Origin of the sequence: Streptomyces sp. NPDC127114, from assembly GCF_042677525.1 — a bacterium.
Classification (GTDB): domain Bacteria; phylum Actinomycetota; class Actinomycetes; order Streptomycetales; family Streptomycetaceae; genus Streptomyces.
The window spans coordinates 12,966-38,468 of record NZ_JBHXTJ010000032.1; the positions used below are offsets into that span (position 1 = coordinate 12,966).

Genomic DNA, 25,503 nt, shown 5'->3' on the forward strand with positions numbered 1-25,503 from the left:
CCCGTGGTTGCCGCTATGCTGGGTGTGGGGGGCGTCGCCGCTTAACGCTCCCCCGGGCTGTTGGCGCTCCGCTGTACGCACGCCGCCACCCCTCGGGGTGCGGCCTTCCGCCGTTTCACGTGAAACATTCAGCGGGTGGCGCCGGTGACGATCCAGCGACCGGAGCGGGCCCGGAACCACAGCGTCGCCATGCGGACCGTCATCATCAGGGTCATCGCCCCCCACAACGCGGTCAGACCGCCTCCGGCCACCGGAACGAGCAGGGCGACGGGCGCGAAGACGGCCAGCGTCAGCAGCATGGCCCAGGCGAGATAGGGGCCGTCACCAGCGCCCATCAGGACACCGTCGAGAACGAAGACCACGCCGGAGACGGGCTGGGAGAGCGCCACGACCAGGAGGGCGGGAAGTAGGGCGTCCTGCACCGCCTGATCACCGGTGAAGAGCGGGATGAACAGAGGTCGGGTCAGGACGAGCAGCACCCCGAGCCCCACTCCGGAGACCACGCCCCACTGCACCATGCGGCGGCAGACCTGGCGGGCGCCGTCCGCGTCGTCTGCCCCGAGGTAGCGGCCGATGATGGCCTGGCCGGCGATGGCGATGGCGTCGAGAGCGAAGGCCATCAGGCTCCACAGGGACAGGATGATCTGGTGGGCGGCGACGTCGGCGTCCCCGAGGCGGGCGGCCACGGCGGTGGCGATCATCAGGACGGCCCGCAGCGAGAGCGTGCGAACCAGGAGCGGGGCGCCGGCCTGGGCACTGGCCCGGATGCCCGCGGCATCGGGTCGGAGGGAGGCGCCATGCCGCCGGGCGCCGCGGACGACCACGACGAGATAGGCGGCGGCCATGCCGAACTGGGCGATGGCCGTGCCCCAGGCGGATCCGGCGATGCCGAGCCCGGCGCCGTAGACCAGGCCCACGTTCAGGGCGCCGTTGGCCGTGAACCCGGCGATGGCGACGTAGAGCGGGGTGCGGGTGTCCTGGAGACCGCGGAGGACTCCCGTGGCGGCCAGGACGACGAGCATGGCGGGGATGCCGAGGATGGAGATGCGCAGATAGGTGACGGCGTAGGGTGCGGCCGTGTCGGAGGCGCCGAAAAGGCTGACGAGCCAGGGTGCCGCGGGCAGGGTGAGGGCGACCACGGCGGCGCCGAGCAGCAGGGCGAGCCAGATGCCGTCGATGCCCTGGCGGATGGCGGCCTTGAGATCACCCGCGCCCACGCGGCGGGCGACGGCCGCGGTGGTGGCGTAGGCGAGGAAGACGAAGACGCTGACCGCTGTGGACAACAGGGCGGAGGCGATGGCGAGACCCGCGAGCTGGGGTGTGCCGAGGTGGCCGACGATGGCGCTGTCGACCATGAGGAAGAGGGGCTCGGCGACGAGTGCGCCGAAGGCCGGGACGGCGAGCGAGATGATCTCGCGGTCGTGTTGCCGCCGAACGGCCTTGGGGATCGCGGGAGCCTGATGCATGAGCCCAATCTAATCTTCCACAGGTAAGAGATGCAAGGGTGTTATGACCCTTACCCTCCCGGCGTGGGACCCTTCGGGTGTGCGCCGTTTGTTCTGATCTTGGTCCGGGCGGCGAAGTTTTTCTCCCCCACAGCCAGTGGACGGAATAACAGCAGGTCAGAAGGGTTTGCCGGAGCCGGTTATGAGTTTGTCCACATGGCTGTCCCCTGGTCCGTGCACAGGTTCCGGGGAGTTCTCCACAGCATCTGGGCCTTCACCCACAGGCCCTGTGGATAACCAGATTGGCTGACGGTGCCCGCGGGCCTACCGTGGTCCGGCGCCCGACGCGCCAGAAGCGGAGTCGAAGCCCCTTGTTTGTCGGAGCCGTGGCGTAAGAAAAGAGGGGCACGGCGATGTCCGCGGAGCGGACGGGAGGAGGTGGCTTGGGTGAGCATGCCCGAGCCCATGGACGATCCCTGGGCCGACAGCGGACCCGGCGACCGGCTCCCGACGCGTACCCGGGACGGCCGGGGTCGCGGCCGCCCCCGGGAGGACCAGCACGAGCGAGGCAGTGAGGGCGGCTGGGACGGCGGCATCTCCGGCTTCGAGCGGGTTCCTCCGCAGGACCTGGACGCCGAGCAGTCCGTCCTCGGCGGCATGCTGCTCTCCAAGGACGCCATCGCCGACGTCGTCGAGATCATCAAGGGCCACGACTTCTACAAGCCGGCCCACGAGACGGTCTACGCGGCGATCCTCGACCTGTACGCGAAGGGCGAGCCCGCCGACCCCATCACGGTCGGTGCCGAGCTCACCAAGCGCGGCGAGATCACCCGGGTCGGCGGCGCCTCCTATCTGCACACCCTCGTGCAGTCGGTGCCGACCGCCGCCAACGCCGCGTACTACGCGGAGATCGTCCACGAACGGGCCGTGCTGCGCCGCCTCGTGGAGGCCGGCACCAAGATCACACAGATGGGATACGCGGCGGACGGCGACGTCGACGAGATCGTCAACCGCGCCCAGGCCGAGATCTACCAGGTCACCGAGCAGCGCACGACCGAGGACTACCTGCCGCTCGGCGACATCATGGAAGGCGCGCTCGACGAGATCGAGGCGATCGGCTCGCGCAGCGGCGAGATGACCGGTGTGCCCACCGGCTTCACCGACCTCGACGCGCTCACCAACGGCCTGCACCCCGGTCAGATGATCATCATTGCCGCGCGTCCGGCCATGGGTAAGTCCACGCTCGCGCTGGACTTCGCGAGGGCCGCGTCCATCAAGCACAACCTGCCCAGCGTCATCTTCTCCCTCGAGATGGGGCGCAACGAGATCGCGATGCGTCTGCTCTCGGCCGAGGCCCGGGTCGCGCTGCACCACATGCGCTCCGGCACCATGACCGACGAGGACTGGACTCGGCTCGCCCGGCGCATGCCGGACGTCTCGCAGGCCCCGCTCTACATCGACGACTCGCCGAACCTGTCGATGATGGAGATCCGCGCCAAGTGCCGCCGTCTGAAGCAGCGCAGCGGTCTCAAGCTCGTCATCATCGACTACCTCCAGCTGATGCAGTCCGGCGGCTCCAAGCGCGCCGAGAGCCGTCAGCAGGAGGTCTCCGACATGTCGCGAAACCTCAAGCTGCTCGCCAAGGAGCTGGAGCTCCCGGTCATCGCGCTCTCCCAGCTGAACCGTGGCCCGGAACAGCGCACGGACAAGAAGCCGATGGTCTCCGACCTCCGAGAGTCCGGCTCGATCGAGCAGGACGCGGACATGGTCATCCTGCTCCACCGTGAGGACGCCTACGAGAAGGAGTCGCCCCGCGCGGGCGAGGCCGACATCATCGTCGGCAAGCACCGTAACGGTCCGACGGCGACCATCACGGTGGCCTTCCAGGGTCACTACTCACGCTTCGTGGACATGGCGCAGACCTGACGGCGGCCCTTGCGGGCTCCCAGCCCTGCGGGAGGCCGCTCAGCGCCTCGTCTCGTACCTGGTCGTGACCACGCCGCCGGGAAACGTCCGCGTCTCCACCAGCTTCAGGTTCACCCAGCTGTCCAGCGCGGTGAAGAACGGCGTCCCGCCGCCCACCAGGACCGGATGGGCGGCGATCACGTACTCGTCGATCAGTCCGGCGCGCATGGCCGCCCCGGCGAGTGTCGCGCCGCCGATGTTCATCGGGCCGCCGTCCTCGGTCTTGAGCCGGGTGATCTCGGCGATCGCGTCGCCGGTGAACAGGCGGGTGTTCCAGTCGACCTCGTCGATCGTCGAGGAGAACACCACCTTCGGCGTGTCCCGCCAGTTCCGGGCGAACGCGATCTCCGCCGGCGTGGCGTCGGGCTGCTGGTCGCCGGTCGGCCAGTAGGAGCTCATCGTCTCCCACAGCTTGCGCCCGTACAGCGACAGGTCACTCGCCTGCTCGTGGTCGAGCCACCACTGGAACAGCTCCTGGCTCGGCGGTCCGCCCCAGCTGATGTCGTCGCCGGCCGCGGCGATGTAGCCGTCCAGGGTCAGGTTCATGCCGTAGATCAGTTTCCGCATGGCCAGCCTTCCGTCCGTGGGTGCCCGGCACAGGGACCAGCATGGCGAGGAAAACACATCGGTGCGCGATCCGGGCCCGCCGTCAGGCCACGTGAGACAGCCATGCCACGATCGGCGAGCCCCACAGCCCCCGCCAAAATGGGAAGGCGTGCGACGGCGCGGGCGGCGAGGATGAGCGCATGACCTCCTCCTTCGAAGACCTCCTGCCCAGTACCGAGCGCGCCTTGCTGCGTCGGATCGCCGTCGCACAGACCGAGGGGCGCTCGCCCTCGTTCGTCGCCGGCGTGATGCGGGGAGGACGGACGGCCTGGTCCGGCTCGCGCAGTTGTGTGGACGGCCACGCCCCGGACGCCGACACGCAGTTCCGCATCGGATCGATCACCAAGGTCTTCACCGCGGTCCTCGTGATGCGGCTGCGGGACGAGGGGCTCATCGGACTCGACGACCCGTTGGAGAAGCATCTGCAGGGCACCGGAGTGGGAGAGGTGACGATCGCTCAACTCCTGTCGCACAGCGCCGGTCTCGCCGCCGAGACGCCGTCGCCGTGGTGGGAGCGGACGCCCGGGTCGACGAGGCCGGGGCTGGCCGACGTGCTGGGGGAGCAGCCCGTGCTGCACCCGGCCGGTCGGCTGTTCCACTACTCCAACCCCGGTTACACGCTGCTCGGTTCGCTCGTCGAGACGCTTCGCGGAGTGTCCTGGGAGGAGGCGCTGCGGACCGAGATCCTGGAGCCGCTGGGGCTCGGCCGTACGACGGTCCAGCCGGTCGCCCCGCACGCCGGCGGCTGGGCGGTGCATCCGTGGGCCGACGTGATGCTGCCCGAACCGCTGGAGGACCTGGGGATCATGGCGCCGGCCGGGGTGCTCTGGTCGACGGTCGAGGACCTCTGCCGGTTCGCCGCGTTCCTGGCCGAGGGGGACGACCGGGTGCTCTGCCGGACGTCCGTGGCCGAGATGAGGGTGCCCGCGGTGCCGCCGGCGGCCGGTGACGGCATGTGGGGCTACGGCCTCGGCGTCCAGCTGATGCGTAGCGGCGACCGGACGTTCGTGGGACACACCGGCTCGCTGCCCGGGTTCGTCGCCGGCCTGTGGGTGGATCCGGACGAGGGCCTGGCCGCGGTGGCGCTCGCGAACGCCACCTCCGGGCCCCTCGCGGCCGCGGTGGCGGCCGATCTCGTCCGGATCGTGGCGGAGGCCGAGCCGCGCATCCCGGAGCCCTGGCGGCCCCTTCCCGCGGCCGAGGTGGACGACGAGCTGCTCGCCCTCACCGGGCCTTGGTACTGGGGCACGTACGGCTTCGGACTGCGGGTCGGTGCCGGGCGCGCCGTGACCCTGGAGCCGTTGAAGGGTGTCGGGCGTCGGGCGAGCTTCCGGGCGCTGCCGGACGGGGGCTGGATCGGACTCGACGGCTACTACCAGGGCGAGACCCTGCGGGTGGTGCGGCGCCCGGACGGCTCCGTGAGCCATCTCGACCTGGGTTCCTTCGTCTTCACCCGCGAGCCGTACGAGCCGGGCGACGCCGTCCCCGGCGGTGTGGACGAGGCGGGCTGGCGCGGTCTCTGACCGGCCGCCGCGGCACGCTTGCCCGGGTACGCGGTCACCGCGTACCCGGCGCGCATCCGGCGGCCTCTCGGGTGCGCTGTTTCACGTGAAACAGCGCACCTTGCAACAGCGCACCATGAAGCAGCGCACGTTGAGCAAGCGCACCCGCTCACAGGCTCAGCTTGAATCCCACGTGCGAGGCCTCGAAGCCAAGCCGCTCGTAGAACCGGTGGGCGTCGGTGCGTGTGACGTCGGACGTCAGCTGCACCAGGCGGCAGCCCTGCTCGCGGGACTCCTCGACGGCCCACTCGATGAGCCGGCTGCCGAGGCCGCTGCCACGCTCGTCCGCGTGGATACGGACGCCCTCGATGATCGAGCGGGTGGTTCCCCGGCGGGAGAGCCCGGGAACGACCGTCAGCTGAAGCGTGCCGACGATCCTGCCCGCGCGCACGGCGACGACCACGTGCTGGTGGGGGTCGCCTTCGAGCCGGTCGAAGGCGGCGTCGTAGGGAGTGAGGTCGTCGGGGGACTCCCGCTGGGCGCCCAGCGGGTCGTCGGCGAGCATCGCGACGATCGCGGGCAGGTCCGCACGCCGGGCAGGCCGGATCTCAAGATCGCTCATGGAGGCAGGCTACGCGCCGCCCTCTGGGCTCAGGCCGGAACGCCGAGCCCTTCGAGGACGCGCACGAACGGGGCCAGCTCCGGGTTCGCGGCGGCCTCGTCCAGCGCCTCGCGCAGGGCGGCGTCGTTGGTGGGACGGGCCTCGTCGAGGAGCTTCTGGCCGGCCTCGGTGACATCGGTGTAGATGCCGCGCCGGTCGGTCGCGCAGAGGTAGCGGGTGAGCAGCCCGCGGTCCTCGAGCCGGGTGACGAGCCGGGTGGTCGCGCTCTGGCTGAGCACGACGGCATCGGCGACCTGCTTCATCTGGAGATGGCCGCCGGGCCCGTCGTGCTGGCGGCTGAGGACGTCGAGGAGCGAGTACTCGCGGACACTCAGACCGTGCCGGGACTCCAGGGCCCGCTCGATGTGCGACTCGATCCTGCCGTGCAGCAGGGAGAGGGCGCACCAGCCCTGGGAGAGGGCCGTCAGGGCGGGATCCGTCGCGGTCATGATCTCTCCTCGCTTTCACGGTCTGGCCTGGTCCGAAGCGGCTCCCTACCAGGGTAGAGGATGCGGCGCAAAAGTCGGCGTATGCAAGTAATGCGCGGAGGGCAGCCCGGGTCTCATCCCGCGGCGACCGTCAGCGGAGCGAAGCGGCGGCTCCCGTCGCCCGGCAGGTCGGGAAGCGAGCGGATCATGATGGACGTGGTGGCGATCCGCTCAAGACCGTTCGCCTTCAGCCAGGTCACGAGGCCGGTGTGGCCGGCGTCGACGTCCGTGCGCAGCGGGCGGTCGGTGGCGGCCGCCAGCGAGGTGACCAGCGCCTGTGCCGTGGCCAGGTCGCGGGCGATCAGCGGGCCGACCACATGGGTGTCCATGTTGGGCCAGATCGCGCCGAAGCCGGTGATCTTCCCGTCCTGCTCCGCCACCCGGAGCTCGTCGGCGAAGGCGGGAAGCCGCGTGATCATGTGGGTGCGGTCGGCACCGAAGATCTCGTGGTCGAGGCGCAGGACGTGCTGGAGGTCCTCGGCGGTGGCGGGCCGGACCGCACGCTCGGGTGCGGGCTCGGTCGCGGTGAACCGTCCCTTCAGCATCTCCGAGCGGCCGACCTCGGCGAAGCCCAGCTCCTCGTAGAGCGGCTGCCCGTTCGCCGTGGCGTACAGGCTGAGCGGGGTGTCGCCGGCCTCCGCGAGGACGTGACGCATCAGCCGGCGTCCGACGCCTCGGCGGGCGTACCGCTCGGCGACCAGGACCATGCCGATCGCGGCGAGGCCGGGTCCGTACGAGGTGACCACGCAGGCCGTGGCCAGTCCCTTGCCGGCCGGGTCGTCGATGCCGTACCCGACACCGGCCGCGAGGAGCAGTCCCCACTTGTGCTCCTCCCGGGCCCATCCGCGGTCCTCGGAGAGGTCGGCGCACGCCGGCAGGTCGTCGGAGGTCAGGCGTCGGATGGGGAGCTGGTCGAGCGGGGTCCGGTCGAGCGGGGTCCGGTCGAGCGGAGAGTGCGAGAGGGGCATGACGATCAGGCTGTCCGACGCCCCGAGGGTGCGTCCACCGGTTTACGAGAACTGGCCTTCGCGCCGAGCCCCGGAAGGCCGGGCAGCGCGGCGCGTGGCCGGTCCGCGCAGGCGGCGGCCTCGTGCCGTCAGCCCCCAGGGCTTGAGCACGGATATCGCGGTCATGAAGAGATAGGCCGTCGTGGAGACCACCGGGGCCGCGACGAGGCTGCTGTCCGGCACTCCTGCGGCCGCCGCGTGGGAGATCTCCGGACGGAGAGCGAAGATCGTCGCGGTGGCGGTGGCCACGGTGATCCAGAACTTGATCCAGACCCAGCGATGCCGGGCGAGCCCCCAGGGCGTCCCCAGGGAGAGCACGAGGCCGCTGCCCAGGGTCACGAGTGCGACGGGGGCCAGCAGCCAGTCGGCGAACACCTTCATGGCCCGGTAGGCCGCCTGCGTGAGGGACAGGTCCTGGGTCGTGTACGCGGTGAGGCCCAGGGCCAGCAGCCCCACGCTGAGGCCGAGCCAGGCCACCGAGACCGCCACATGGACGACGAGGAGGGCCCGCCGTACGGGCCGCTGGAGATGTTTCACGTGAAACACCGTGCCGAACGGCAGTCGTCTGCCGCGTCTGACCGGGGGAGTAACCGGGCGTACTAGCCTGGGCGTACATGACGACCCTTCTCGGCCGGCGGCGGCTGCATCTCTTCGATCTCGACGGCACGCTGATCCGCGGTTCGGCGGCCGCTGTGGAGATCTCCCGCCAGCTCGGGCTGAGCAAGGAGATCGAGCAGCTGGAGCAGGACTTCCTGCTCCGGGGGCTCACACCGGACGAGTTCGCCGTGCGGGCGCACGCACTCTGGGCGGAGCTCACCCCGGAGCACGTGACCGCGGCCTTCGAGGGAGCGCCCTGGCTGGCGGGGATCCAGGAGGTCTGGGCCGACATCCGCGCCGAAGGCGGCCTCTGCGCGGTGATCTCCCTGTCGCCCGACTTCTTCGTCGAGCGGCTCATGGAGTGGGGTCTGGATGCCGCTCACGGCTCCCGCTGGCCTGCCGTCCCCTTCACCCGGCCGATCCATCGGCCCGACATCCTCGACGCCTCGGCGAAGGTACGGATCGCGGGCGAGCTCTGCGCCCGCTTCGGCGTCGAGGCAGCCGACTGCGTGGCGTACGGCGACTCGATGTCGGACGCCGCACTCTTCGCGATCGTCCCCGAGACCGTGGCGGTGAACGCGGACCACCACCTCGTCGACCTCGCCCGGCACCACTACGCGGGCGGCGATCTGCGCGAGGCGTACGCATTGGTCCGAAAGAGCGCAGCCTAGCCGTCCGGGCGGGGCGAATCACCGGGAATCCCGCTTTCCGCCCAGGATCCTCCACGGACTGTCATCCTGCGAACACGGAGGCCGACTGCGGGGAGGCAACGACATGACGGATGCTCCGGCTGCGGCCACGGACGCGCCGCCCCGAATACCGATGGACGAATCCGCTTCCGAGCCGGCGGCCACGACGGACGCGCCCTCGCCCGACGCGATCCTGATCCGCCGCACCCTGGTGGAGATCGCCTCCGTCGCCGACCGGGTGACCTCGTACTTCTACGCCCTGCTCTTCACGCGCCATCCCGACCTGCGCGCGATGTTCCCCGCCGCCATGGACACCCAGCGGGACCGGCTCCTGAAGGCTCTGCTCACGGCGGCCGAGCACCTGGACAACACGCCCGTCCTCACCGACTACCTCCGCAACCTGGGGCGCGGGCACCGGAAGTACGGCACCCGGGCCGAGCACTACCCGGCCGTCGGCGAGGCACTGATCGGTGCCCTGGAGCGGTACGCGAGCAGCGTGTGGGACGCGGACACGGAGGCGGCCTGGGTCCGTACGTACACGACGGTCTCGCAGATCATGATCGACGCCGCGGCCGAGAACGAGCAGCACGCGCCCGCCTGGTGGCAGGCCGAGGTCGTCAGCCACGACCTGCGGACACCCGACGTCGCCGTGATCACGCTCCGCCCCGACCAGCCGTACCCGTTCCTCGCCGGGCAGTACACGACGCTCGAGACGCCGTGGTGGCCGCGGATATGGCGGCACTACTCCTTCGCCTCGGCACCCCGGCCCGACGGGCTGCTCTCCCTGCACGTCAAGGCGGTGCCCGCGGGCTGGGTGTCCAACGCGCTGGTCCACCGGGCCCGCCCGGGGGACGTGCTGCGGCTCGGCCCGCCCGCCGGTTCGATGACGGTCGACCACTCCACCGACAACGGGCTGCTCTGCCTCGGCGGCGGAACCGGGATCGCGCCGATCAAGGCGCTGGTCGAGGACGTCGCCGAGCACGGGGACCGGCGGCCGGTCGAGGTGTTCTACGGCGCCCGCAGTGGTCATGACCTCTACGACATCGACACGATGATGCGGCTCCAGCAGACCTTCCCGTGGCTCGCCGTCCGCCCGGTCACCGAGAAGGAGGGGCGGCTGCCGGACGCCGTGCGCCAGTACGGCCCCTGGGCCGAGTACGACGCCTATCTGTCGGGGCCGCTCGGCATGATCCGCAGCGGCGTCGACGCGCTGAAGGGCGCCGGCATCCCCACCGACCGGATCCGCCACGACTACCTCGGCGAACTGGTCCCCCAGGCCTCGTAGAGCCGGTCCTAGCCGAGGTCGGGGGCGTGCATGGCGCGGACGCCCTCGATGTTGCCGTCCAGGTAGTGGCGCAGCGACAGCGGGACGAGATGGACGGCGGCGATGCCGACCCGGCTGAAGGGCACCCGGACGATCTCGTACTCGCCGACACCCTCGTCGACCTCCGGACCGTGCCGCCGCGAGGGGTCCATGGACTCCAGACGGCAGACGAAGAAGTGCTGGACCTTCACCCCGGAGACGCCGCCGTCCACGATGTGCTCGACGGTGTCGACGAAGCAGGGGACCACATCGGTGATCTTGGCGCCGAGCTCCTCGTCGACCTCCCGGTGCAGGGCCTCGACGACGGTCGAGTCGGAGGGCTCGACACCGCCGCCCGGAGTCACCCAGTACGGGTCCATGCCCGGCTTGGTGCGCTTGATGAGGATCAGGTCGTCCCCGTCGAGCAGGATGGCGCGTGCGGTGCGCTTGACCACTGGTCGTTCGGTCATGGGAAGAAAATGGCCCGCCCCCGCTGTCCTGAAACACTCTCTGTCCTCCCGCACGCGGTGTCCCGGGGACTCACCAGTCCCCCGCGGCGCGCAGCAGCCACTCGTGGGCGCGTGCGATGTGCGGCAGGGCGAGCGTGCCCGTGCGGACGACGAGGAAGTAGGTGCGCAGCGGCGGCACCGGAGGATCGAGCAGGGCCACGAGCCGTCCGCGCTCCAGATCCTCCTCGCACAGGTAGCGCGGCAGCACGGCGAGGCCCGCGCCGGAGGCGGCGGACTCCTTCACCGCCCGCAGGTCGGGGGCGATCACGGTCGCGGTGGCGGCCGGCTTGGACTCGAAGACGGCTGCCCAGTAGCGGGCGACGAAGGGCAGTGACTCGTGCACCTCGACCACCGGAAGCTGCTCCAGGACGACGGCGCACTCGCGGAGCACGTCCGGCGAGAGCCGGGCGGCCCAGCGCGGGGCCGCGACGAGGACGTGCTCCTCGTCGCACAGCGGGGTGGCGGTGAAGAGGCCGCCGCGCGGCCGGGCGGTGGCGACGGCCAGGTCGTGGTGGCCGGCGGCGAGCCCGTCCAGGGTCTCCTCCGCGTTGCCCAGCAGGGACGTGCGGACGGAGAGGCCCTGGGCGATCAGCGGGGTCAGGGCGGGCAGCAGCCGGGCCGAGGTGAACTCGGGCGGCCCCGCGACGTGCAGGGTGCGCAGGCCGTCCCGCTCGTCCGGACCGGTCCCGGCGATCTCGACGAGGGCGTCCAGATGCGGGGCGGCACGATGGGCGAGCTCGTCGCCGACGGTGGTGGGAGTGACCCCACGGGCCTGTCTGAGGAAGAGCGGACGGCCGAGTTGGCGTTCCAGGGTGCGGATCTGGCTGGTGACCGCCGGCTGGGAGAGACCGAGGAGCGCGGCGGCGCGGGTGAAGGACCCGGCCCGGTGCACCGTGACGAACGTGCGCAGCAGCGTCAGATCCATGTCCGCCCCTCCCGGCCCCTCGGGCGGGCCGTTCGACTCAGGCAGTCCGCGGACGGCGCCTCAGGACCGTCCAACTATAAATAAGTCGATAGGCCGCTGTCGCTACCGTGATTGGACACTGACGCAGAGTCAACTAGCCTTGTTCAGGCGGTCGTCCGCCGAGGAAAACCGCAGGGGGACGGGGGCGCTCCGAGCCATGAGGGGGGAGGTTCGGAGCGCCCCTGCCACCGCGCCTGCCGCCGCGGCCTGTCCGGGCCCTGATCCGAAGGAAACGGCCTAGCCGGCGTCCTTGGCGGCCTTGTCGAGCGCCTGCAGCACGTCCGCGACCAGATCCTCCGGGTCCTCCGCGCCCACCGAGAAACGGACGAAGCCCTCGGGCACCGCGTCCCCGCCCCAGCGTCCGCGCCGCTCGGCCGTGGAGCGCACGCCGCCGAAGCTGGTCGCGTCGTCGACCAGGTGCAGCGCGTCCAGGAACCGGTCGGCCCGCTCCCGGTCCGGCAGCACGAAGGAGACCACGGAGCCGAAGCGCCGCATCTGCCGCGCGGCGACCTCGTGCGAAGGGTCGCCGGGAAGGCCCGGGTAGCGCAGTCCGGTCACGTCGCCGCGGTCGGTGAGCGCCTCGGCGAGGGCGAGCGCGGTGGCGCACTGGCGGTCGAGCCGCAACTGGAGGGTGGCCAGGGACCGATGGGCGAGCCAGGCCTCCATGGGGCCGGGGATGGCGCCGACGATCTTGCGCCAGCGCCGCACCTCGGCGGCCCGTTCGGGATCGCGGCAGCTGACATGCCCGAGCAGGATGTCGCCGTGCCCGGTCATGCCCTTGGTGTCGCTGGCCACGGAGAAGTCGGCGCCCAGCTCCAGCGGCCGCTGGCCGAGCGGAGTGGCCAGGGTGTTGTCGACGGCGACGAGTGCCCCGGCCTCGTGGGCCGCGGCCACCATGCGGCGCACGTCGCACACGTCGAGCCCGGGGTTGGACGGGGTCTCCAGCCACAGCAGCTTCGCCCCGGCGAGGACGGACAGCTGGGCGTCGCCGCCGGTCGGCGCGGTGCGGACCTCGATCCCGTACGCCCGCAGCTGCTCGTGCAGCAGGGGCAGGGCCTGGTAGCCGTCGGAGGGGAGGACGACGGCGTCGCCGGACCTGAGCTGGGAGAGGAGGACGGCGGAGATGGCGGCCATGCCGGAGGCGAAGACCAGCGTCTCGACGCCGCTCTCCCCCGGTGCCTCCAGCGCGCCGATGGCCCGTTCCAGATGGGTCCAGGTCGGGTTCTCGTCGCGGCCGTAGGTGTACGGACCGGTCGGCTCCCCGGGGAGGTGGAAGTGGGCCGCGAAGACCGGGCCGGGCAGGGTCGGCTCGTACTTCACGGGCTCGGGCAGCCCGGCCCTTACCGCCCGCGTGCCCTCGCCGAGCGCGCCGGCGCCGGGCCGACCGCTCATGCCGTCCGCCGCGCCCACGCCGTCCGTCCCGCTCATGCCGTCCGCTCCTCCACCGGGTCCGTGACCGCGACGGCGACCGCGTCGCGTACCGCCGCGAGCAGGCCCTCGCTCGCCGTCTCCACCATCTCCAGGCACTCCTCGAAGTGGTCACGGCCACCGTAATAGGGGTCCGGGACGTCGAGGTCGGAGCCCGCCGCGGGGTCGTACGAGCGCAGCAGCCGGATCTTGGCGGCGTCCTCGGGCGTGGGGGCGAGCCGCCGCAGCTCCCGCGCGTGGCCCTGGTCGAGGGCGATCACCAGGTCGAGCGCGGGGAACCAGGAGGCGCGGAACTGCCGGGCGGTGTGCCCGGACTCGTAGCCGTTGTCGTCGAGGACGGCGACCGTGCGCGGATCGGCGCCGTCCCCCTCGTGCCAGCCTCCGGTACCGGCGCTGTCCACCTCCACCACGCCCGTAAGGCCGGCCTCCGTCACACGGGCGCGGAAGACGTGTTCGGCCATAGGGGAGCGGCAGATGTTGCCCGTGCAGACGAAACAGACGCGGTAGGTCATGGCCGGTCCTCAGTCGTTGTCGGGCAGGACGACGTTCAGCGCCCACGAGACGACGGAGATGATCAGGCCGCCGAGCACGGCGGTCCAGAAGCCCTCGACGTGGAAGCTGAGGTCGAGCTGGTCGGCCAGCCAGGACGTCAGGAGCAGCATGAGCGCGTTGACGACCAGGGTGATCAGACCGAGGGTCAGGATGAAGAGCGGAAACGTGAGGAGCTTGACGACCGGCTTCACCAGCCAGTTCACCAGGCCGAAAACCAGGGCGACCAGGATCAGGGTCCAGGCCTTCTTGGCAGTGCTGTCACCGGTCAGCGTGATGTCCTGCAGCAGCCAGATGGCCACGGCGAGAGCACCCGCGTTCGCGAGCGTCTTGACGACGAAATTCTTCATGTGTCTGATCGTGGCAGACATGATCCGGCCAAGGCAGGGGCGTACAACGATGAAGGCATTCCGACTGGACGAGCTGGAGGCGGAGCGCGCCGCGAACGACGGCGCCTACCTCCAGTTCCTGCGCGAGCGCAACATGTCGGTGGGTCTGTACGCACTCGACGCGGGGCAGCTCGACCCGCAGCAGCCGCACGGGCAGGACGAGGTGTACTTCGTGGTGAGCGGCCGGGCCGACATCACGGTCGGGACGGAGACGACGCAGGTGGCGCGGGGCAGTGTGGTGTACGTGCCGGCCGGCGTCCCGCACAAGTTCCACCGCATCACCGAGGACCTGCGGGTCATGGTGGTCTTCTCGCCGCCGGAGGCCTGACTCCGGCGAGGGGTTCGGAGCCCTGACCCCTTAGGGGTCGGATCAGGGAAGAGCAGGGGCCCGGAGGGCCCCGCGTGCCCCGGCTGCGCCCCTAGCATCGAAGGTGTCCGGCGCAGAGCGCGACGGCGAACCGTTCGGAGATGAGGTAAGCGCAATGGCGGTGAAGGAGATTCTCGCGGGGATGCCGTGGTGGGTGAAGTGGATCGCCATACCCGTCATCGCTCTGGTCGTCTTCGGCGGTCTGATCACCAGCGTCCTGACCTTCGTGGTCGGCCTGCTGTTCAAGCTGCTGGTGTTCGTGGCGCTGGTGGCCGGTCTGATCTACGTCGTCAGGAAGTTCACGTCCTCGTCGGCCTCCCGGCGCGAGGACTGGTAGCACAAGTTACCCGGCGGTATGCGGTGCCCTCGGGCGATTAGCCCGGCCGAGGGAACGCGCAGGTCGAAACCCGGTTGGCCCTAGGACCTGCCATTAGAGTGGAAATCTCTGCCGCCCCGGGAACCACAGGCGTAGACCTCCGCAACGACGCGTGATCGTGTCTGCCCCCGGACGGGTCCGCCACCGGACCCGCCGGTCCCAGGCCGCGGCGGGCGCGCGGGGGCGGCCCCCGCGGGCGGGTGCGACGCACTCGTCGACACGCCTGGGGGTGACCTTTGGCCACTGCTTCGCAGCCCGCTGCTCCTACTCTGATCGGTTCCGTGCAGCGGGCGCTGAGACTCCTGGAGGCCGTGGGCTCCCACGAGGACGGTGCTCCCGCCAAGCAGCTCGCGCGCGAGGCCGGACTTCCGCTTCCCACCGCGTACCACCTGCTCCGCACCCTGACGCACGAGGGCTATCTGCGCCGCGAGAAGGGTGTGTTCGTCTTCGGTGACGCCGCCGGCCGACTGGTCGGCGGCGGAGTTCTGCAGAATCGTCGCACCAAGATCGAAGACTCTCTCGCCCACTGGCGGGACTCCATCGGAGTCCCCGTCTACTTCGCCATCTACCGCGAGGGCGAGATCGAGCTCGTCGCCGTCGCCGACACCCCCGCGGCCCCCGCCGTCGAGGAGTGGGCCGACTTCCGGGAGACCGGTCACGCGCACGCCATCGGGCAGTGCCTGCTGAGTCAACTGGATCTGAAGGCTCGTCAAGACCACCTCGACCGCCACCCGGTGGAAGCCATCACGCCGTATACGGTGCGTAATCGACGGTCCCTTTTGAACCGTTTGGGCGGTATGGGGCGAATGGAACCCCTGGTGGAGCGTCAGGAATATGCGCTCGGCACGGTCTGTGCGGCCATTCCCATCACCGCGGGGTCCACGGCGGCCGCGATGGCGATTTCCCTCCCTCTTCACCAGGAAGAACGATTGCTACCTGCTATCGGTCGGCTACAGAATGAGATCGGACGGCTCTTCAGTTCGCTCGCGTTCTCTATCAGTATCTGAAAAATCACTCCTTGTGATCTGCTAGCGCGTACAGCACGATTGCGTCAAGAGGGCCATGGGGGATCATTCCTGGCCGTTTCGACCACAGCTTTCAGCAGCGTGTTTACACAACTGCTCCATCTACTGCGGGGTACATGATGCGAGAGACGGTTCAGGCCGAGGTCCTGATGAGCTTCCTCGTCTCCGAGGAGCTCTCCTTCCGGATCCCGGTGGAACTGCGATACGAGACCCGCGACCCCTATGCGGTGCGGATGACGTTCCACCTCCCCGGAGACGCGCCCGTGACCTGGGCCTTCGGGCGCGAGTTGCTGCTCGACGGGATCAACCGCCCCAGCGGGGACGGCGACGTGCACATCGCGCCGACCGACCCCGAGGGGCTCTCCGACGTGATGATCCGTCTTCAGGTGGGCGGCGACCGCGCCCTGTTCCGCGCGAGCGCACCGCCGCTCGTCGCCTTCCTCGACCGTACGGACAAGCTCGTCCCGCTCGGGCAGGAAGAGACATGGGGCGACTTCGAGGACAGCCTGGAGGCTGCCCTCGGCCGCATCCTGGCGGAGGAGAACGCCGGTTGACCCGCGAGGGCTGACCGCCGGGCCTACTTGGCCCGGCGCCGCCGTCCGCCGCCGCCGGTCCGTGCCGGGCGCTGTCCGCCGGTTCCCGGGCCGGGCCGGTCCGCCGAAACCACCAGTGCCGCAAGGCCGGTGGTGATCGGCACCGAGGCGACCAGACCGATCGAGCCGACCAGCGTCCGGACGATCTCCTCGGCCACCAGCTCGCTGTTGGCGACCGTCCCGACGCTGCTCTGCGCGATCGAGAACAGCAGCAACAGCGGCAGCGACGCGCCCGCGTAGGCCAGGACCAGGGTGTTCACCACCGAGGCGATGTGGTCGCGGCCGATCCGGATCGCGGACCGGTAGAGCCGTCGGGGGCCCATCGTCGGGTCGGCCTGGTGGAGTTCCCAGACCGCCGAGGTCTGCGTCACCGTCACGTCGTCGAGCACGCCCAGCGAGCCGATGATGATTCCGGCGAGCAGCAGACCGGACATGTCGATGTCCGGGTACAGGCCGTGGATGAGGCCGGTGTTGTCGTCCGTGTTGCCGCTGAGCGAGGCCCAGTCGATGAAGAGCGAGCCGAGCAGACCGATCAGCAGCAGCGAGACCAGCGTGCCCAGCACCGCGACCGAGGTGCGGGCCGACAGGCCGTGGCACAGGTAGAGCGCGATCAGCATGATCGCGCTCGATCCGACGATGGCGACCAGGAGCGGATTCGATCCCTGAATGATCGCCGGCAGGATGAACAGGGTCAGCACCACGAAGCTCGCCGCCAGCGCGATCAGCGCCATCACGCCGCGCATCCGGCCGACGACCACGACGGCGAGCGCGAAGATGCCGGCGAGCACGATGATCGGCAGCTTCCGGTTCACGTCGGTGACGGAGTACTGGAGGTCCCGCGGCGCGTCGGGGGCGTACGCCACCACCACGCCCTGCCCCTCGTGGAGTTGCCGCGGCGCGTCCGGCTGGACGATCTCGGTGAACCTACGGCCCTTGTCCTGACCGGTGGTGACCTCGACGGTCGCCTTCTCGCACTGCCCCTGCTGGGCGTTGACCGCCTCGCGCCCCTGCGGGGTGGTGGTGTCGCCGGTCGGCGGGACCTGGGCGGCGTTCACGTCCTTGCAGTCGACCCGCTCGACGGAGACGACCTTGCCCTGCTCGGTCTGCCGGTCGAAGCCGACGCCCGTGCGCTCGTGCCCGGGAGCGCCGCCCGGCCACAGCACCACGAGGCCGACGACGACGGCGGTGGCGAAGGGGATGAGCACCGCGGCGATGACCTTCCGCAGGTGCCGGGAGACGGGTGCGGCGGGGCCGTGGCCGTGCGCATGGCCGTGCCCGTGGCCGTGCCCGTCGCCGTGGGGTTCGTGGGGCTGCTGCGTTGACGTCACCGACCGATCATCGCAAGAACGTGGAGGCCCCCACTGTTCAGCACGCCAGGGATGACGCTAGCGTGGTGACACCTTTGCACACGCGGGAGCTCGGAGCACCGGGCTGAGAGGGCGCTGATCACCGTACGCGCGTACCGATGTACGTACGGGAGGAGGCTGCGCCGACCGCCGAACCTGTTACCGGGTAATGCCGGCGTAGGGAGATTCGGTCTCATGACCATTCAGGATGCACGCACGCCTGCCTCCGACCAGGACCAGAGCGGCCCGCAGGAGCGCACGCCGGGCTGGCACAAGGGCTACGTCGAGGGTTCCCGCCCCGACATCCGGGTGCCCGTCCGCCAGGTGCACCTCACCAACGGCAAGGACGTGACGCTGTACGACACGTCCGGTCCGTACACCGACCCGACCATCGACACCGACGTGCGGCGCGGACTGCCGCCGCTGCGCGAGAACTGGATCATCGCGCGCGGTGACACGGAGGAGTACCCGGGCCGTCCGGTCCGGCCCGAGGACGACGGCATCAAGCACACCTCGCCGCGCGGCGGCGGGCTGAGGAACCTCGACGCCGTCTTCCCCGGCCGCCCGCGGCTGCCCCGCCGGGGCCGCGACGGCCAGGCGGTGACGCAGCTCGCGTACGCCCGCCGGGGCGAGATCACCCCGGAGATGGAGTACGTCGCGATCCGCGAGAACGTCTCGCCCGAGGTCGTACGGGAGGAGATCGCGGCGGGCCGCGCGGTCCTGCCGGCCAACGTCAACCACCCGGAGATCGAGCCGATGATCATCGGCAAGCGGTTCCTGGTGAAGGTCAACGCCAACATCGGCAACTCGGCGGTCACCTCCTCCATCGAGGAGGAGGTGGAGAAGATGACGTGGGCGACCAAGTGGGGCGCCGACACGGTCATGGACCTCTCCACCGGCCGCAACATCCACACCACCCGCGAGTGGGTGCTGCGCAACTCCCCCGTGCCGATCGGCACCGTGCCGCTCTACCAGGCCCTGGAGAAGGTCGACGGCAAGGCCGAGGAGCTGACCTGGGAGATCTACAAGGACACGGTCATCGAGCAGGCCGAGCAGGGCGTCGACTACATGACGGTGCACGCCGGCGTGCTGCTGCCGTACGTGCCGCTGACCGCCCGCCGCAAGACCGGCATCGTCTCGCGCGGCGGCTCGATCATGGCCGCCTGGTGCCTCGCGCACCACAAGGAGAACTTTCTCTACACGAACTTCGAGGAGCTCTGCGAGATCCTCGCGGCGTACGACGTCACGTACTCGCTCGGCGACGGCCTGCGGCCCGGCTCGATCGCGGACGCCAACGACGCGGCGCAGTTCGCCGAGCTGAAGACCCTGGGCGAGCTCAACACGATCGCCAAGCGCCACAACGTGCAGACGATGATCGAGGGCCCGGGCCACGTCCCGATGCACAAGATCAAGGAGAACATCGACCTCCAGCAGGAGATCTGCGAGGAGGCGCCGTTCTACACGCTCGGCCCGCTGACCACGGACGTCGCTCCCGCGTACGACCACATCACGTCGGGCATCGGTGCGGCGATGATCGCCTGGTGGGGGACGGCGATGCTCTGCTACGTCACGCCCAAGGAGCACCTCGGTCTGCCGAACAAGGACGACGTGAAGACCGGCGTCATCACCTACAAGATCGCGGCGCACGCGGCGGACCTGGCCAAGGGGCACCCGGGCGCGCAGGAGTGGGACGACGCGCTGTCCGACGCGCGCTTCGAGTTCCGCTGGGAGGACCAGTTCAACCTGGCCATGGACCCGGACACGGCTCGTGAGTTCCACGACGAGACGCTTCCGGCGGAGCCCGCGAAGACGGCGCACTTCTGCTCGATGTGCGGCCCGAAGTTCTGCTCGATGAAGATCTCCCAGGACATCCGCCGTGAGCACGGCGGTGACCTGAAGGCGGACGAGATCGAGGCGGGCATGGCCGCGAAGTCGGCCGAGTTCGCCGCCGCCGGGAACCGGGTCTACCTGCCGATGGCGGAGTAGCCGGGGCCCGTCCCGTACGTGCCGGCCCGCGAGACTCGGGGGAGTCGCGGGCCGGTGCCTCACTCCGGCCGGTGATCCGGCGGGCCGAAGTCCGGGCTGGTGAAGTCCGGGCTCGAGTAGGTCGGGCGGGGTGAGGGGGTGCCCTCGGCCGGGCTGGTGAAGTCCGGGCCGCTGTAGCCGACCTTGGGTATGCGGCCGGCCGGCGGCGGGGACTGCCGGGGGAGCGCCGGAGCCGTGGCGGCCTCGGCGGGCGTGGCGGCCAGCGCCTCGCGCAGGAAGGGCAGTACGCCGCGCTCCAGGAGCGCCTGGCGCCAGGCGTCCCTGGCGCGTGACAGCTCGTCGTCGGGAGTTCCGGCCGGGACCTGCGTGGCGCCGTTGCGAAGAGCGGTGACGAGGAGTCCGGCCGCCGCCCAGAGCAGGCCGGCCGCGGCGACGGCGCCGAAGAACAGGCCCGCGGTGAGCAGGGTGTCGGCGAAGGCCGGGGGCGGGTCGAGCATCTTCAGGACGGCGCCGACGAGGAGGACGACGACCGCGGCGGTGCCCGCGAGGAGCGGTGCGAGGACGGTCACGACGGCGACGACGCCCGCGCCGTCCGTGTCGGCCGGCACCTCGCCCGTACCGCTTCGGGTGCCGCTTCCCGTACCGCTTCCGCTTGCGCCGCCCGTGCCCCGTGCCGCACCGCGGACCTGCTCGCGGATCTTCACGAAGTGGTCGTACTCGGTCGCGGCCGCCGTGGTGATGAGCGCGGTCGCGTTCAGGGCCATCGCGCGCAGCTGGGCGGGGCTGAGCCGGGTCCCGGCCTCGGCGAGATCCGGGTGGTCGTGCGCGTTGCGCAGTGCCTCGTCGACGACCCGCTCGTACTCGGCGCGGTCCTCGGTCAGCAGGTGCGGAGCCACGTTCATGTGCATCCCCCGATGCTCCGTAGGGGCCGGAACCGGCCGTGCTCGACGGCGGATCAGGCGGAAACGGAGGAGAGCCTGCTACGGATGAGCCGATGGTAGGGCGGTTACGGCACGCGGTGACAGGGTGTTCCCGGAAATCGCCTTCCCCGGATGCGGAGGGTTATGCGTCAGGCGGGCAGCGGGAGTTGGACGACCAGCAGCTTTCCGGCCATGGTCACTCCGCCGTCCATCGCGATGGCGAGACCGTCCGCGTACACGTGCGGGCCGTCGACGACCGGGCGCTCGCCCTCCTCGCCGTCCTCCGTGCCGACCTGGCCGAGAAGGTACGGGATGGGGCTGTGGCCGTGGACGATCCGGCTGCCGCCGTAGGTGCCGAGCAGCTCCCGCACCGCCTGCGGGCCGGCGGCCTCGTCGCGGAACGCGAAGCGCTTGGTGAACTTCCGGAACAGGTCCCAGACCTCGTCCGCGTCGTTCCGGTTGAGGATCTCGTGGACCTTGTCGTTGACGTCCTCGATGGTGTCGCCGTACTCCAGATACGCCGTGGTGTCCGAGTGCAGGAGCAGGTGGCCGTCCTGCTCGACGACGGCGTCGAGCCGGGACATCCACTGGAGGTGGACGTCCTGGAGGCGGTCCATGTCCTGCTTCTGGCCGCCGTTGAGCAGCCAGGCGGCCTGGAAGGTGGCGGTGCCGGCGCCGGAGCTGACCGGTGTGTCGCCGAACCGCTTGGCACCGATCAGGAGCAGTTCGTGGTTGCCCATGAGGGCCTTGCAGTAGCCGCCGGCGGCGGCGGCCTCGGCGGACAGGCGCATCACGAGGTCGATCACGCCGATGCCGTCGGGCCCGCGGTCGGTGAAGTCGCCGAGGAACCACAGGCGGGCGTTGCCGGCGGCCCAGCCGCCGTTCTCGTCGATGAGGCCCTGGGCGCGGAGCGCCTCCAGGAGCTCGTCGAGGTAGCCGTGCACGTCGCCGACGACGTAGAGCGGGCCGGGGCCGTCGCCCGGCGCGGAGGCCGGGGCCGGCTGGGGCACGGGCGTGACGTGGACCTGGACGGTGTCGCCCCGGTTGATGATCGGCAGGTCGCGTTCGGTCGGCGTGTACCCCTCGGGCGGCTCGTCCTCGGGGAACGCGTTTCCGGGGTGGCCCGAGGCGAGCGAGCCCAGGTGGAGCGTCGCGTCGGCGGGAGCGGCCGCGGGAGCAGCGGGAGCGACCGCCGGGCCGGAGGCCGGAGCGGCCGCGGGCGCGGGCGCGGCGGGAGGCGTGGGTGCGTCGGCCGGGAACGGCTCGGCCGCGTGCCCCTGGACGGGCACCCGGGCGTACGGAGGTACACGGAAGTCACGCAACGTCGCCGTGCGCACCACGGGTTCCTGCCCGGCCCCCTGTGTCATCGACCCCTCCACCACCGTCGCGATGCCCTGCACATCGCGGACCGGCCTGGTCGTGGTGGTCCGCGGTGTCGTCCGCCCATCATAGGAATGAGGGTCCTCCTGTGTGACGCACCAGGGGTGGTGAATCCGGGTCCACTCCGGGTTCACCGGTTGTTTCGCCCGAATTGAGAAGGTCCAGGCCAGGGAACGGGCAGGGCCGCCCAGAGGTTTGGCCCTGCCCGTTCCCAGAGGTGCGGCCCCCGCCCCGCACCTCTCGCCCCCCTTGTGGTCGTCCTGCGCGGTCCCTCTTCCGGGGTTCAGTCCTTCGAGGGAGAGCGTGGCGGGCTCACCGTCGTCCGCGGCGAGCGTCGCTGGGAGGAGGTGCGGACGATCAGCTCGGTCGGTATCACCTGCTCGACCGGGCCGTCCGTCTCGATTCCCTCGATGGCGTCGATGAGGAGCTGGACGACGGCGGTGCCGATCCGGCGTGGCTTGAGCGAGAGCGTCGTGATGGGCGGTTCGGTGTTGGCGTAGACGGTCGACTCGCTGCAGCAGACGAGCAGCAGGTCGTCGGGCACCCGCAGCCCGTAGCGGCGGGCCGCCGCGAGCAGGTCGGTGCCGTTGGGGTCGAAGAGCCCGTACACGGCGTCGGGCCGGTCGGGTCGGGCGAGCAGGCGGTCGGCGGCGACGGCGCCCGCACAGGGGTCGTGCGCGGGGTAGGCCTCGTAGACGGGGTCCTGGCCGACCCGTTCGCACCAGTTGAGGTACGCGGTGGTGGAGAGCCGGGTGTACGTGTCGGTGGTGGTTCCGGTGAGCAGGCCGATCCGGCGGGCGCCGGCGGCGGCGAGGTGGTCGAGCAGGTCGAGGACGGCTGCCTCGTGGTCGTTGTCGACCCAGGCGGTGACCGGGAGGGTGCCGGCGGGGCGGCCGTCGGAGACGACGGGCAGCCCCTGCCGGACCAGCTCGGTGACGACCGGGTCGTGGTCGGAGGGATCGATGACGACGGTTCCGTCGAGGGCGACGTTGGACCAGACGTCGTGTCGTGAGGTGGCGGGCAGGATGACGAGGGCGTAGCCGCGGGCGAGCGCGGCGGACGTCGCGGCCCTCGCCATCTCCGCGAAGTACGCGAATTCGGTGAAGGTGAAAGGTTCATCCCCGTACGTCGTCACGGTCAGGCCGATGAGTCCCGACTTGCCGGTACGGAGGGTGCGGGCTGCCGCGGACGGGCGGTAGCCCAGTCTGTCTGCGACCTCGCGGACGTGACGGCGGGTGGCGTCCGGGAGCCGGCCCTTGCCGTTGAGCGCGTCGGAGACAGTCGTGATGGAGACTCCGGCGGCGGCGGCCACGTCCCGGATGCCCGCTCGGCCCTGCCGGCTTCCCCGGGTCTGTGCCCGGCTCACCTGGTGCTTCCCTGCTGCTGTCATGGCGAGCCGATAGTAGGGCGATGGGGGCGGGTTGGGCCGGTCGCATATGCAGACATTGACAGGCACGTTTCTGCATGATCGAGATTCAAGAAATGCCTTGGAAACAAAGGAAGTTCAGGTCGGAGGCATGGGGCCTGTGGTCCTCGTTGCCCGTGCGCCTGGTGAGGGTGGGAGGTCTCGAAGAGGTCTCAACTCACCTCTACGGGCGATGCGCGCCACGGCGCTCGCCACCGGCGCGCGCCACCCCAGGGCGCGCTCCCCCTGTGTCGGGTGCCGTTCGCGGCCCATTTGTCCACAGCCCATTCGCAGGCGGGCCGAATCCTCATAAGGTGAGGAGTATTGGTGGTACGGAAGGTCGAGGAGGACACAGAGTGAGCGAGACCAGCGGGACCAGCGGCACGAGCGCGTCGGGCCCCAGGCTGCGCGCCGTGCTGGACGGCGTCCCCACCTACAAGCCGGGCAAGCCGGCCGCCGCGGGCGGACCGGTCGCCTTCAAGCTGTCCTCCAACGAGAACCCCTATCCGCCGCTGCCGGGCGTGATGGAGCGCGTGCTGGCCGCCGGCGCGAACTTCAACCGCTACCCGGACATGGCCTGCACGGGCCTGATGGAGGAGCTCGCCGACCGCTTCGGCGTGCCCGTCTCCCACCTGGCCACCGGCACCGGCTCGGTCGGCGTGGCGCAGTCCCTGCTCCAGGCCACTTCCGGCCCGGGCGACGAGGTGATCTACGCCTGGCGCTCCTTCGAGGCGTACCCGATCATCACGCAGATCAGCGGGGCCACCTCGGTGCAGGTGCCGCTGACCGACGGCGAGGTGCACGACCTCGACGCGATGGCGGCGGCGATCACCGACCGGACCCGGCTGATCTTCGTCTGCAACCCGAACAACCCGACGGGCACGGCCGTGCGCCGCGCGGAGCTGGAGCGCTTCCTGGACCGGGTGCCCTCCGACGTCCTGGTGGTGATCGACGAGGCCTACCGGGAGTTCGTCCGCGACACCGATATCCCGGACGGCATCGAGCTCTACCGCGACCGGCCGAACGTGGCGGTGCTGCGGACCTTCTCGAAGGCGTACGGCCTCGCCGGCCTGCGGGTGGGCTTCGCGGTGGCCCACGAGCCGGTGGCGGCCGCGCTGCGCAAGACGGCGGTGCCGTTCGGCGTGAGCCAGCTCGCGCAGGACGCGGCGGTGGCCTCGCTGCAGGCGGAGGACGAGCTGCTGGGGCGGGTCGGCTCGCTGGTGGCCGAGCGCGAGCGGGTCCATGCGGGGCTCGTGGCCCAGGGCTGGACCGTGCCGGACACCCAGGCGAACTTCGTCTGGCTGCGGCTCGGCGAGCGGACCATGGACTTCGCGGCGGAGTGCGAGCGGCACGGCGTGGTGGTGCGGCCGTTCGCGGGGGAGGGCGTCCGCGTCACGATCGGTGAGTGCGAGGCGAACGACCTGTTCCTGAAGGCGGCGGAAGGCTTCCGCAAGGACGCGTAGTCCGTCAGGTCGGTCTCGGATGGCCGGCGGGGCGGGTCGTCTCGGATGGCTGACGGGGCGCGTCGTCCGACGGTCCCGTCAGTCGACGAGTTCCACGCGGATCGGGTCACCGTCCCTGACGGTGGCCAGGATCCTCGGGTCGCCGTCCAGCATGCCCAGGATGTTGCACGGGCTCGCGAGCCGCGGCTCGTCCCCGCGCGAGATGGGCGTCGGGCCGTAGGGAAGGGCGAGCGCGTCGCCCTCCGTCCAGAAGGCGACCGTGCCCGGCGCGACGACCTGTCGGGCGCCGGGCTCGACGGGGACGGAGACCGGAGTGTCGAAGTAGACCTCCTCGCCCCACGTCCGGGCGGTGGAGGAGATCGGGAGAACCCCCGCGAGCGCCTTGCTCGTGGGGGTTTCGTCGATGGTGGCCGTGGTGTGGCCGGCGGGCCAGGAAAGACGTATCCGAAGGGTCATGGCCCGGATTCAACAATATGTTGAAGGTCTTGGGAAGGGGTGACCTTCGGTACAGGCACCCCCCCCTATGCCTACGGATTCCGT

The 25,503-nt window shown here is 70.8% G+C and carries 26 protein-coding genes and 1 riboswitch; of the genes, 10 read left to right on the forward strand and 16 right to left on the reverse strand.

Features of this window, described 5'->3' with window-relative positions; all coding sequences use genetic code 11:
* Positions 1 to 128: 128 nt before the first annotated feature.
* Complete coding sequence (locus tag ACFVGS_RS27095; RefSeq protein WP_385694087.1) at positions 129 to 1,466, reverse strand: MATE family efflux transporter; 1,338 nt, start codon at positions 1,464 to 1,466, stop codon at positions 129 to 131.
* Positions 1,467 to 1,910: 444 nt separating this feature from the next.
* Between ACFVGS_RS27095 and dnaB the strand changes: the two genes are divergently transcribed.
* Positions 1,911 to 3,371, forward strand: a complete 1,461-nt coding sequence (gene dnaB / locus ACFVGS_RS27100; RefSeq protein WP_385694146.1) for a replicative DNA helicase — start codon at positions 1,911 to 1,913, stop codon at positions 3,369 to 3,371.
* A gap of 39 nt (positions 3,372 to 3,410) precedes the next feature.
* Here the strand turns inward: dnaB and ACFVGS_RS27105 are convergent, their stop codons facing one another.
* Positions 3,411 to 3,977, reverse strand: coding sequence for a dihydrofolate reductase family protein (locus ACFVGS_RS27105; RefSeq protein ID WP_384407647.1), 567 nt, complete (start codon positions 3,975 to 3,977; stop codon positions 3,411 to 3,413).
* 179 nt (positions 3,978 to 4,156) lie between these two features.
* On the opposite strand from ACFVGS_RS27105, the gene ACFVGS_RS27110 reads away from it, so the two are divergent.
* Complete coding sequence (locus ACFVGS_RS27110) at positions 4,157 to 5,539, forward strand: serine hydrolase domain-containing protein (RefSeq protein ID WP_385694089.1); 1,383 nt, start codon at positions 4,157 to 4,159, stop codon at positions 5,537 to 5,539.
* Positions 5,540 to 5,687: 148 nt separating this feature from the next.
* On the opposite strand, the gene ACFVGS_RS27115 is transcribed toward ACFVGS_RS27110, so the two are convergent.
* From ACFVGS_RS27115 to ACFVGS_RS27130, 4 genes are all read right to left on the reverse strand, one after another.
* Entirely contained in the window at positions 5,688 to 6,140 is a 453-nt protein-coding gene (locus ACFVGS_RS27115) for a GNAT family N-acetyltransferase (protein WP_384407643.1), read from the reverse strand.
* 29 nt (positions 6,141 to 6,169) lie between these two features.
* Complete coding sequence (locus ACFVGS_RS27120) at positions 6,170 to 6,628, reverse strand: MarR family winged helix-turn-helix transcriptional regulator (protein ID WP_384407641.1); 459 nt, start codon at positions 6,626 to 6,628, stop codon at positions 6,170 to 6,172.
* A gap of 113 nt (positions 6,629 to 6,741) precedes the next feature.
* The gene (locus ACFVGS_RS27125) at positions 6,742 to 7,635 is read right to left on the reverse strand and encodes a GNAT family N-acetyltransferase (RefSeq protein WP_384407639.1); all 894 of its coding nucleotides are present in this window, start codon (positions 7,633 to 7,635) and stop codon (positions 6,742 to 6,744) included.
* Between the two features lie 42 nt (positions 7,636 to 7,677).
* A complete protein-coding gene (locus ACFVGS_RS27130) occupies positions 7,678 to 8,211 on the reverse strand; it encodes a DUF2269 domain-containing protein (RefSeq protein WP_384407637.1) in 534 nt (177 codons plus the stop codon).
* Between the two features lie 77 nt (positions 8,212 to 8,288).
* On the opposite strand from ACFVGS_RS27130, the gene ACFVGS_RS27135 reads away from it, so the two are divergent.
* Both ACFVGS_RS27135 and ACFVGS_RS27140 read left to right on the forward strand, forming a co-directional pair.
* Entirely contained in the window at positions 8,289 to 8,942 is a 654-nt protein-coding gene (locus ACFVGS_RS27135) for an HAD family hydrolase (protein WP_384407635.1), read from the forward strand.
* 103 nt (positions 8,943 to 9,045) lie between these two features.
* Positions 9,046 to 10,245 (forward strand): globin domain-containing protein, encoded by a 1,200-nt coding sequence (locus ACFVGS_RS27140; RefSeq protein ID WP_384407634.1) that lies wholly within the window; start codon positions 9,046 to 9,048, stop codon positions 10,243 to 10,245.
* A gap of 8 nt (positions 10,246 to 10,253) precedes the next feature.
* Here ACFVGS_RS27140 and ACFVGS_RS27145 read toward each other — a convergent pair whose 3' ends face one another.
* The 5 genes from ACFVGS_RS27145 to ACFVGS_RS27165 all read right to left on the reverse strand — a co-directional run bounded on the left by ACFVGS_RS27145 (position 10,254) and on the right by ACFVGS_RS27165 (position 14,063).
* Entirely contained in the window at positions 10,254 to 10,733 is a 480-nt protein-coding gene (locus tag ACFVGS_RS27145; RefSeq protein ID WP_384407631.1) for an NUDIX domain-containing protein, read from the reverse strand.
* Positions 10,734 to 10,803: 70 nt separating this feature from the next.
* Complete coding sequence (locus ACFVGS_RS27150; protein ID WP_384407629.1) at positions 10,804 to 11,697, reverse strand: LysR family transcriptional regulator; 894 nt, start codon at positions 11,695 to 11,697, stop codon at positions 10,804 to 10,806.
* Positions 11,698 to 11,973: 276 nt separating this feature from the next.
* Positions 11,974 to 13,128 (reverse strand): cystathionine gamma-lyase, encoded by a 1,155-nt coding sequence (locus tag ACFVGS_RS27155; protein WP_385694148.1) that lies wholly within the window; start codon positions 13,126 to 13,128, stop codon positions 11,974 to 11,976.
* 32 nt (positions 13,129 to 13,160) lie between these two features.
* Positions 13,161 to 13,676, reverse strand: a complete 516-nt coding sequence (locus tag ACFVGS_RS27160) for a low molecular weight protein-tyrosine-phosphatase (protein ID WP_385694095.1) — start codon at positions 13,674 to 13,676, stop codon at positions 13,161 to 13,163.
* Positions 13,677 to 13,685: 9 nt separating this feature from the next.
* Positions 13,686 to 14,063, reverse strand: a complete 378-nt coding sequence (locus ACFVGS_RS27165) for a phage holin family protein (protein ID WP_384407625.1) — start codon at positions 14,061 to 14,063, stop codon at positions 13,686 to 13,688.
* 49 nt (positions 14,064 to 14,112) lie between these two features.
* On the opposite strand from ACFVGS_RS27165, the gene ACFVGS_RS27170 reads away from it, so the two are divergent.
* The 4 genes from ACFVGS_RS27170 (at position 14,113) to ACFVGS_RS27185 (ending at position 16,424) form a co-directional block, all read left to right on the forward strand.
* Positions 14,113 to 14,430 carry a cupin domain-containing protein gene (locus ACFVGS_RS27170; protein WP_384407623.1) on the forward strand — a complete coding sequence of 106 codons (318 nt, stop codon included), beginning with the start codon at positions 14,113 to 14,115 and terminating at the stop codon, positions 14,428 to 14,430.
* Positions 14,431 to 14,584: 154 nt separating this feature from the next.
* Positions 14,585 to 14,806, forward strand: coding sequence for a DUF5326 family protein (locus ACFVGS_RS27175; RefSeq protein WP_384407621.1), 222 nt, complete (start codon positions 14,585 to 14,587; stop codon positions 14,804 to 14,806).
* Between the two features lie 320 nt (positions 14,807 to 15,126).
* Complete coding sequence (locus ACFVGS_RS27180) at positions 15,127 to 15,852, forward strand: IclR family transcriptional regulator (protein ID WP_384407619.1); 726 nt, start codon at positions 15,127 to 15,129, stop codon at positions 15,850 to 15,852.
* A 137-nt stretch (positions 15,853 to 15,989) separates the two neighbouring features.
* Positions 15,990 to 16,424: an SsgA family sporulation/cell division regulator gene (locus ACFVGS_RS27185; RefSeq protein WP_384407693.1), complete on the forward strand. Its 435-nt coding sequence runs from the start codon at positions 15,990 to 15,992 to the stop codon at positions 16,422 to 16,424.
* Positions 16,425 to 16,447: 23 nt separating this feature from the next.
* On the opposite strand, the gene ACFVGS_RS27190 is transcribed toward ACFVGS_RS27185, so the two are convergent.
* On the reverse strand, positions 16,448 to 17,791 hold the full coding sequence (locus tag ACFVGS_RS27190) for a YibE/F family protein (RefSeq protein WP_384407616.1): 1,344 nt from the start codon (positions 17,789 to 17,791) through the stop codon (positions 16,448 to 16,450).
* A 72-nt stretch (positions 17,792 to 17,863) separates the two neighbouring features.
* A riboswitch (TPP riboswitch) is annotated at positions 17,864 to 18,010 on the forward strand.
* On the opposite strand from ACFVGS_RS27190, the gene thiC reads away from it, so the two are divergent.
* Entirely contained in the window at positions 18,005 to 19,795 is a 1,791-nt protein-coding gene (gene thiC / locus ACFVGS_RS27195; protein WP_384407614.1) for a phosphomethylpyrimidine synthase ThiC, read from the forward strand. It overlaps the preceding riboswitch by 6 nt.
* A gap of 59 nt (positions 19,796 to 19,854) precedes the next feature.
* On the opposite strand, the gene ACFVGS_RS27200 is transcribed toward thiC, so the two are convergent.
* The 3 genes from ACFVGS_RS27200 to ACFVGS_RS27210 all read right to left on the reverse strand — a co-directional run bounded on the left by ACFVGS_RS27200 (position 19,855) and on the right by ACFVGS_RS27210 (position 23,485).
* The gene (locus tag ACFVGS_RS27200; protein WP_385694100.1) at positions 19,855 to 20,703 is read right to left on the reverse strand and encodes a hypothetical protein; all 849 of its coding nucleotides are present in this window, start codon (positions 20,701 to 20,703) and stop codon (positions 19,855 to 19,857) included.
* Between the two features lie 161 nt (positions 20,704 to 20,864).
* The gene (locus tag ACFVGS_RS27205; RefSeq protein ID WP_385694151.1) at positions 20,865 to 22,097 is read right to left on the reverse strand and encodes a metallophosphoesterase; all 1,233 of its coding nucleotides are present in this window, start codon (positions 22,095 to 22,097) and stop codon (positions 20,865 to 20,867) included.
* Between the two features lie 281 nt (positions 22,098 to 22,378).
* Positions 22,379 to 23,485 carry a LacI family DNA-binding transcriptional regulator gene (locus tag ACFVGS_RS27210; RefSeq protein ID WP_046908646.1) on the reverse strand — a complete coding sequence of 369 codons (1,107 nt, stop codon included), beginning with the start codon at positions 23,483 to 23,485 and terminating at the stop codon, positions 22,379 to 22,381.
* Positions 23,486 to 23,856: 371 nt separating this feature from the next.
* Between ACFVGS_RS27210 and hisC the strand changes: the two genes are divergently transcribed.
* Positions 23,857 to 24,963 carry a histidinol-phosphate transaminase gene (gene hisC, locus ACFVGS_RS27215; protein WP_384407608.1) on the forward strand — a complete coding sequence of 369 codons (1,107 nt, stop codon included), beginning with the start codon at positions 23,857 to 23,859 and terminating at the stop codon, positions 24,961 to 24,963.
* A 78-nt stretch (positions 24,964 to 25,041) separates the two neighbouring features.
* Here hisC and ACFVGS_RS27220 read toward each other — a convergent pair whose 3' ends face one another.
* Positions 25,042 to 25,419 (reverse strand): cyclophilin-like fold protein, encoded by a 378-nt coding sequence (locus ACFVGS_RS27220; protein ID WP_385694104.1) that lies wholly within the window; start codon positions 25,417 to 25,419, stop codon positions 25,042 to 25,044.
* Positions 25,420 to 25,503: the final 84 nt, after the last annotated feature.

Excerpts from the sequence above, each read along its gene's own strand:
- ACFVGS_RS27095 (WP_385694087.1), bottom strand. The coding sequence starts at position 1,466 with ATGCATCAGGCTCCCGCGATCCCCAAGGCCGTTCGGCGGCAACACGAC.
- dnaB (WP_385694146.1), top strand. The coding sequence starts at position 1,911 with ATGGACGATCCCTGGGCCGACAGCGGACCCGGCGACCGGCTCCCGACG.
- ACFVGS_RS27105 (WP_384407647.1), bottom strand. The coding sequence starts at position 3,977 with ATGCGGAAACTGATCTACGGCATGAACCTGACCCTGGACGGCTACATC.
- ACFVGS_RS27110 (WP_385694089.1), top strand. The coding sequence starts at position 4,157 with ATGACCTCCTCCTTCGAAGACCTCCTGCCCAGTACCGAGCGCGCCTTG.
- ACFVGS_RS27115 (WP_384407643.1), bottom strand. The coding sequence starts at position 6,140 with ATGAGCGATCTTGAGATCCGGCCTGCCCGGCGTGCGGACCTGCCCGCG.
- ACFVGS_RS27120 (WP_384407641.1), bottom strand. The coding sequence starts at position 6,628 with ATGACCGCGACGGATCCCGCCCTGACGGCCCTCTCCCAGGGCTGGTGC.
- ACFVGS_RS27125 (WP_384407639.1), bottom strand. The coding sequence starts at position 7,635 with ATGCCCCTCTCGCACTCTCCGCTCGACCGGACCCCGCTCGACCGGACC.
- ACFVGS_RS27135 (WP_384407635.1), top strand. The coding sequence starts at position 8,289 with ATGACGACCCTTCTCGGCCGGCGGCGGCTGCATCTCTTCGATCTCGAC.
- ACFVGS_RS27140 (WP_384407634.1), top strand. The coding sequence starts at position 9,046 with ATGACGGATGCTCCGGCTGCGGCCACGGACGCGCCGCCCCGAATACCG.
- ACFVGS_RS27145 (WP_384407631.1), bottom strand. The coding sequence starts at position 10,733 with ATGACCGAACGACCAGTGGTCAAGCGCACCGCACGCGCCATCCTGCTC.
- ACFVGS_RS27150 (WP_384407629.1), bottom strand. The coding sequence starts at position 11,697 with ATGGATCTGACGCTGCTGCGCACGTTCGTCACGGTGCACCGGGCCGGG.
- ACFVGS_RS27155 (WP_385694148.1), bottom strand. The coding sequence starts at position 13,128 with ATGAGCGGTCGGCCCGGCGCCGGCGCGCTCGGCGAGGGCACGCGGGCG.
- ACFVGS_RS27160 (WP_385694095.1), bottom strand. The coding sequence starts at position 13,676 with ATGACCTACCGCGTCTGTTTCGTCTGCACGGGCAACATCTGCCGCTCC.
- ACFVGS_RS27165 (WP_384407625.1), bottom strand. The coding sequence starts at position 14,063 with ATGAAGAATTTCGTCGTCAAGACGCTCGCGAACGCGGGTGCTCTCGCC.
- ACFVGS_RS27170 (WP_384407623.1), top strand. The coding sequence starts at position 14,113 with ATGAAGGCATTCCGACTGGACGAGCTGGAGGCGGAGCGCGCCGCGAAC.
- ACFVGS_RS27175 (WP_384407621.1), top strand. The coding sequence starts at position 14,585 with ATGGCGGTGAAGGAGATTCTCGCGGGGATGCCGTGGTGGGTGAAGTGG.
- ACFVGS_RS27185 (WP_384407693.1), top strand. The coding sequence starts at position 15,990 with ATGCGAGAGACGGTTCAGGCCGAGGTCCTGATGAGCTTCCTCGTCTCC.
- thiC (WP_384407614.1), top strand. The coding sequence starts at position 18,005 with ATGACCATTCAGGATGCACGCACGCCTGCCTCCGACCAGGACCAGAGC.
- ACFVGS_RS27200 (WP_385694100.1), bottom strand. The coding sequence starts at position 20,703 with ATGCACATGAACGTGGCTCCGCACCTGCTGACCGAGGACCGCGCCGAG.
- ACFVGS_RS27210 (WP_046908646.1), bottom strand. The coding sequence starts at position 23,485 with ATGACAGCAGCAGGGAAGCACCAGGTGAGCCGGGCACAGACCCGGGGA.
- ACFVGS_RS27220 (WP_385694104.1), bottom strand. The coding sequence starts at position 25,419 with ATGACCCTTCGGATACGTCTTTCCTGGCCCGCCGGCCACACCACGGCC.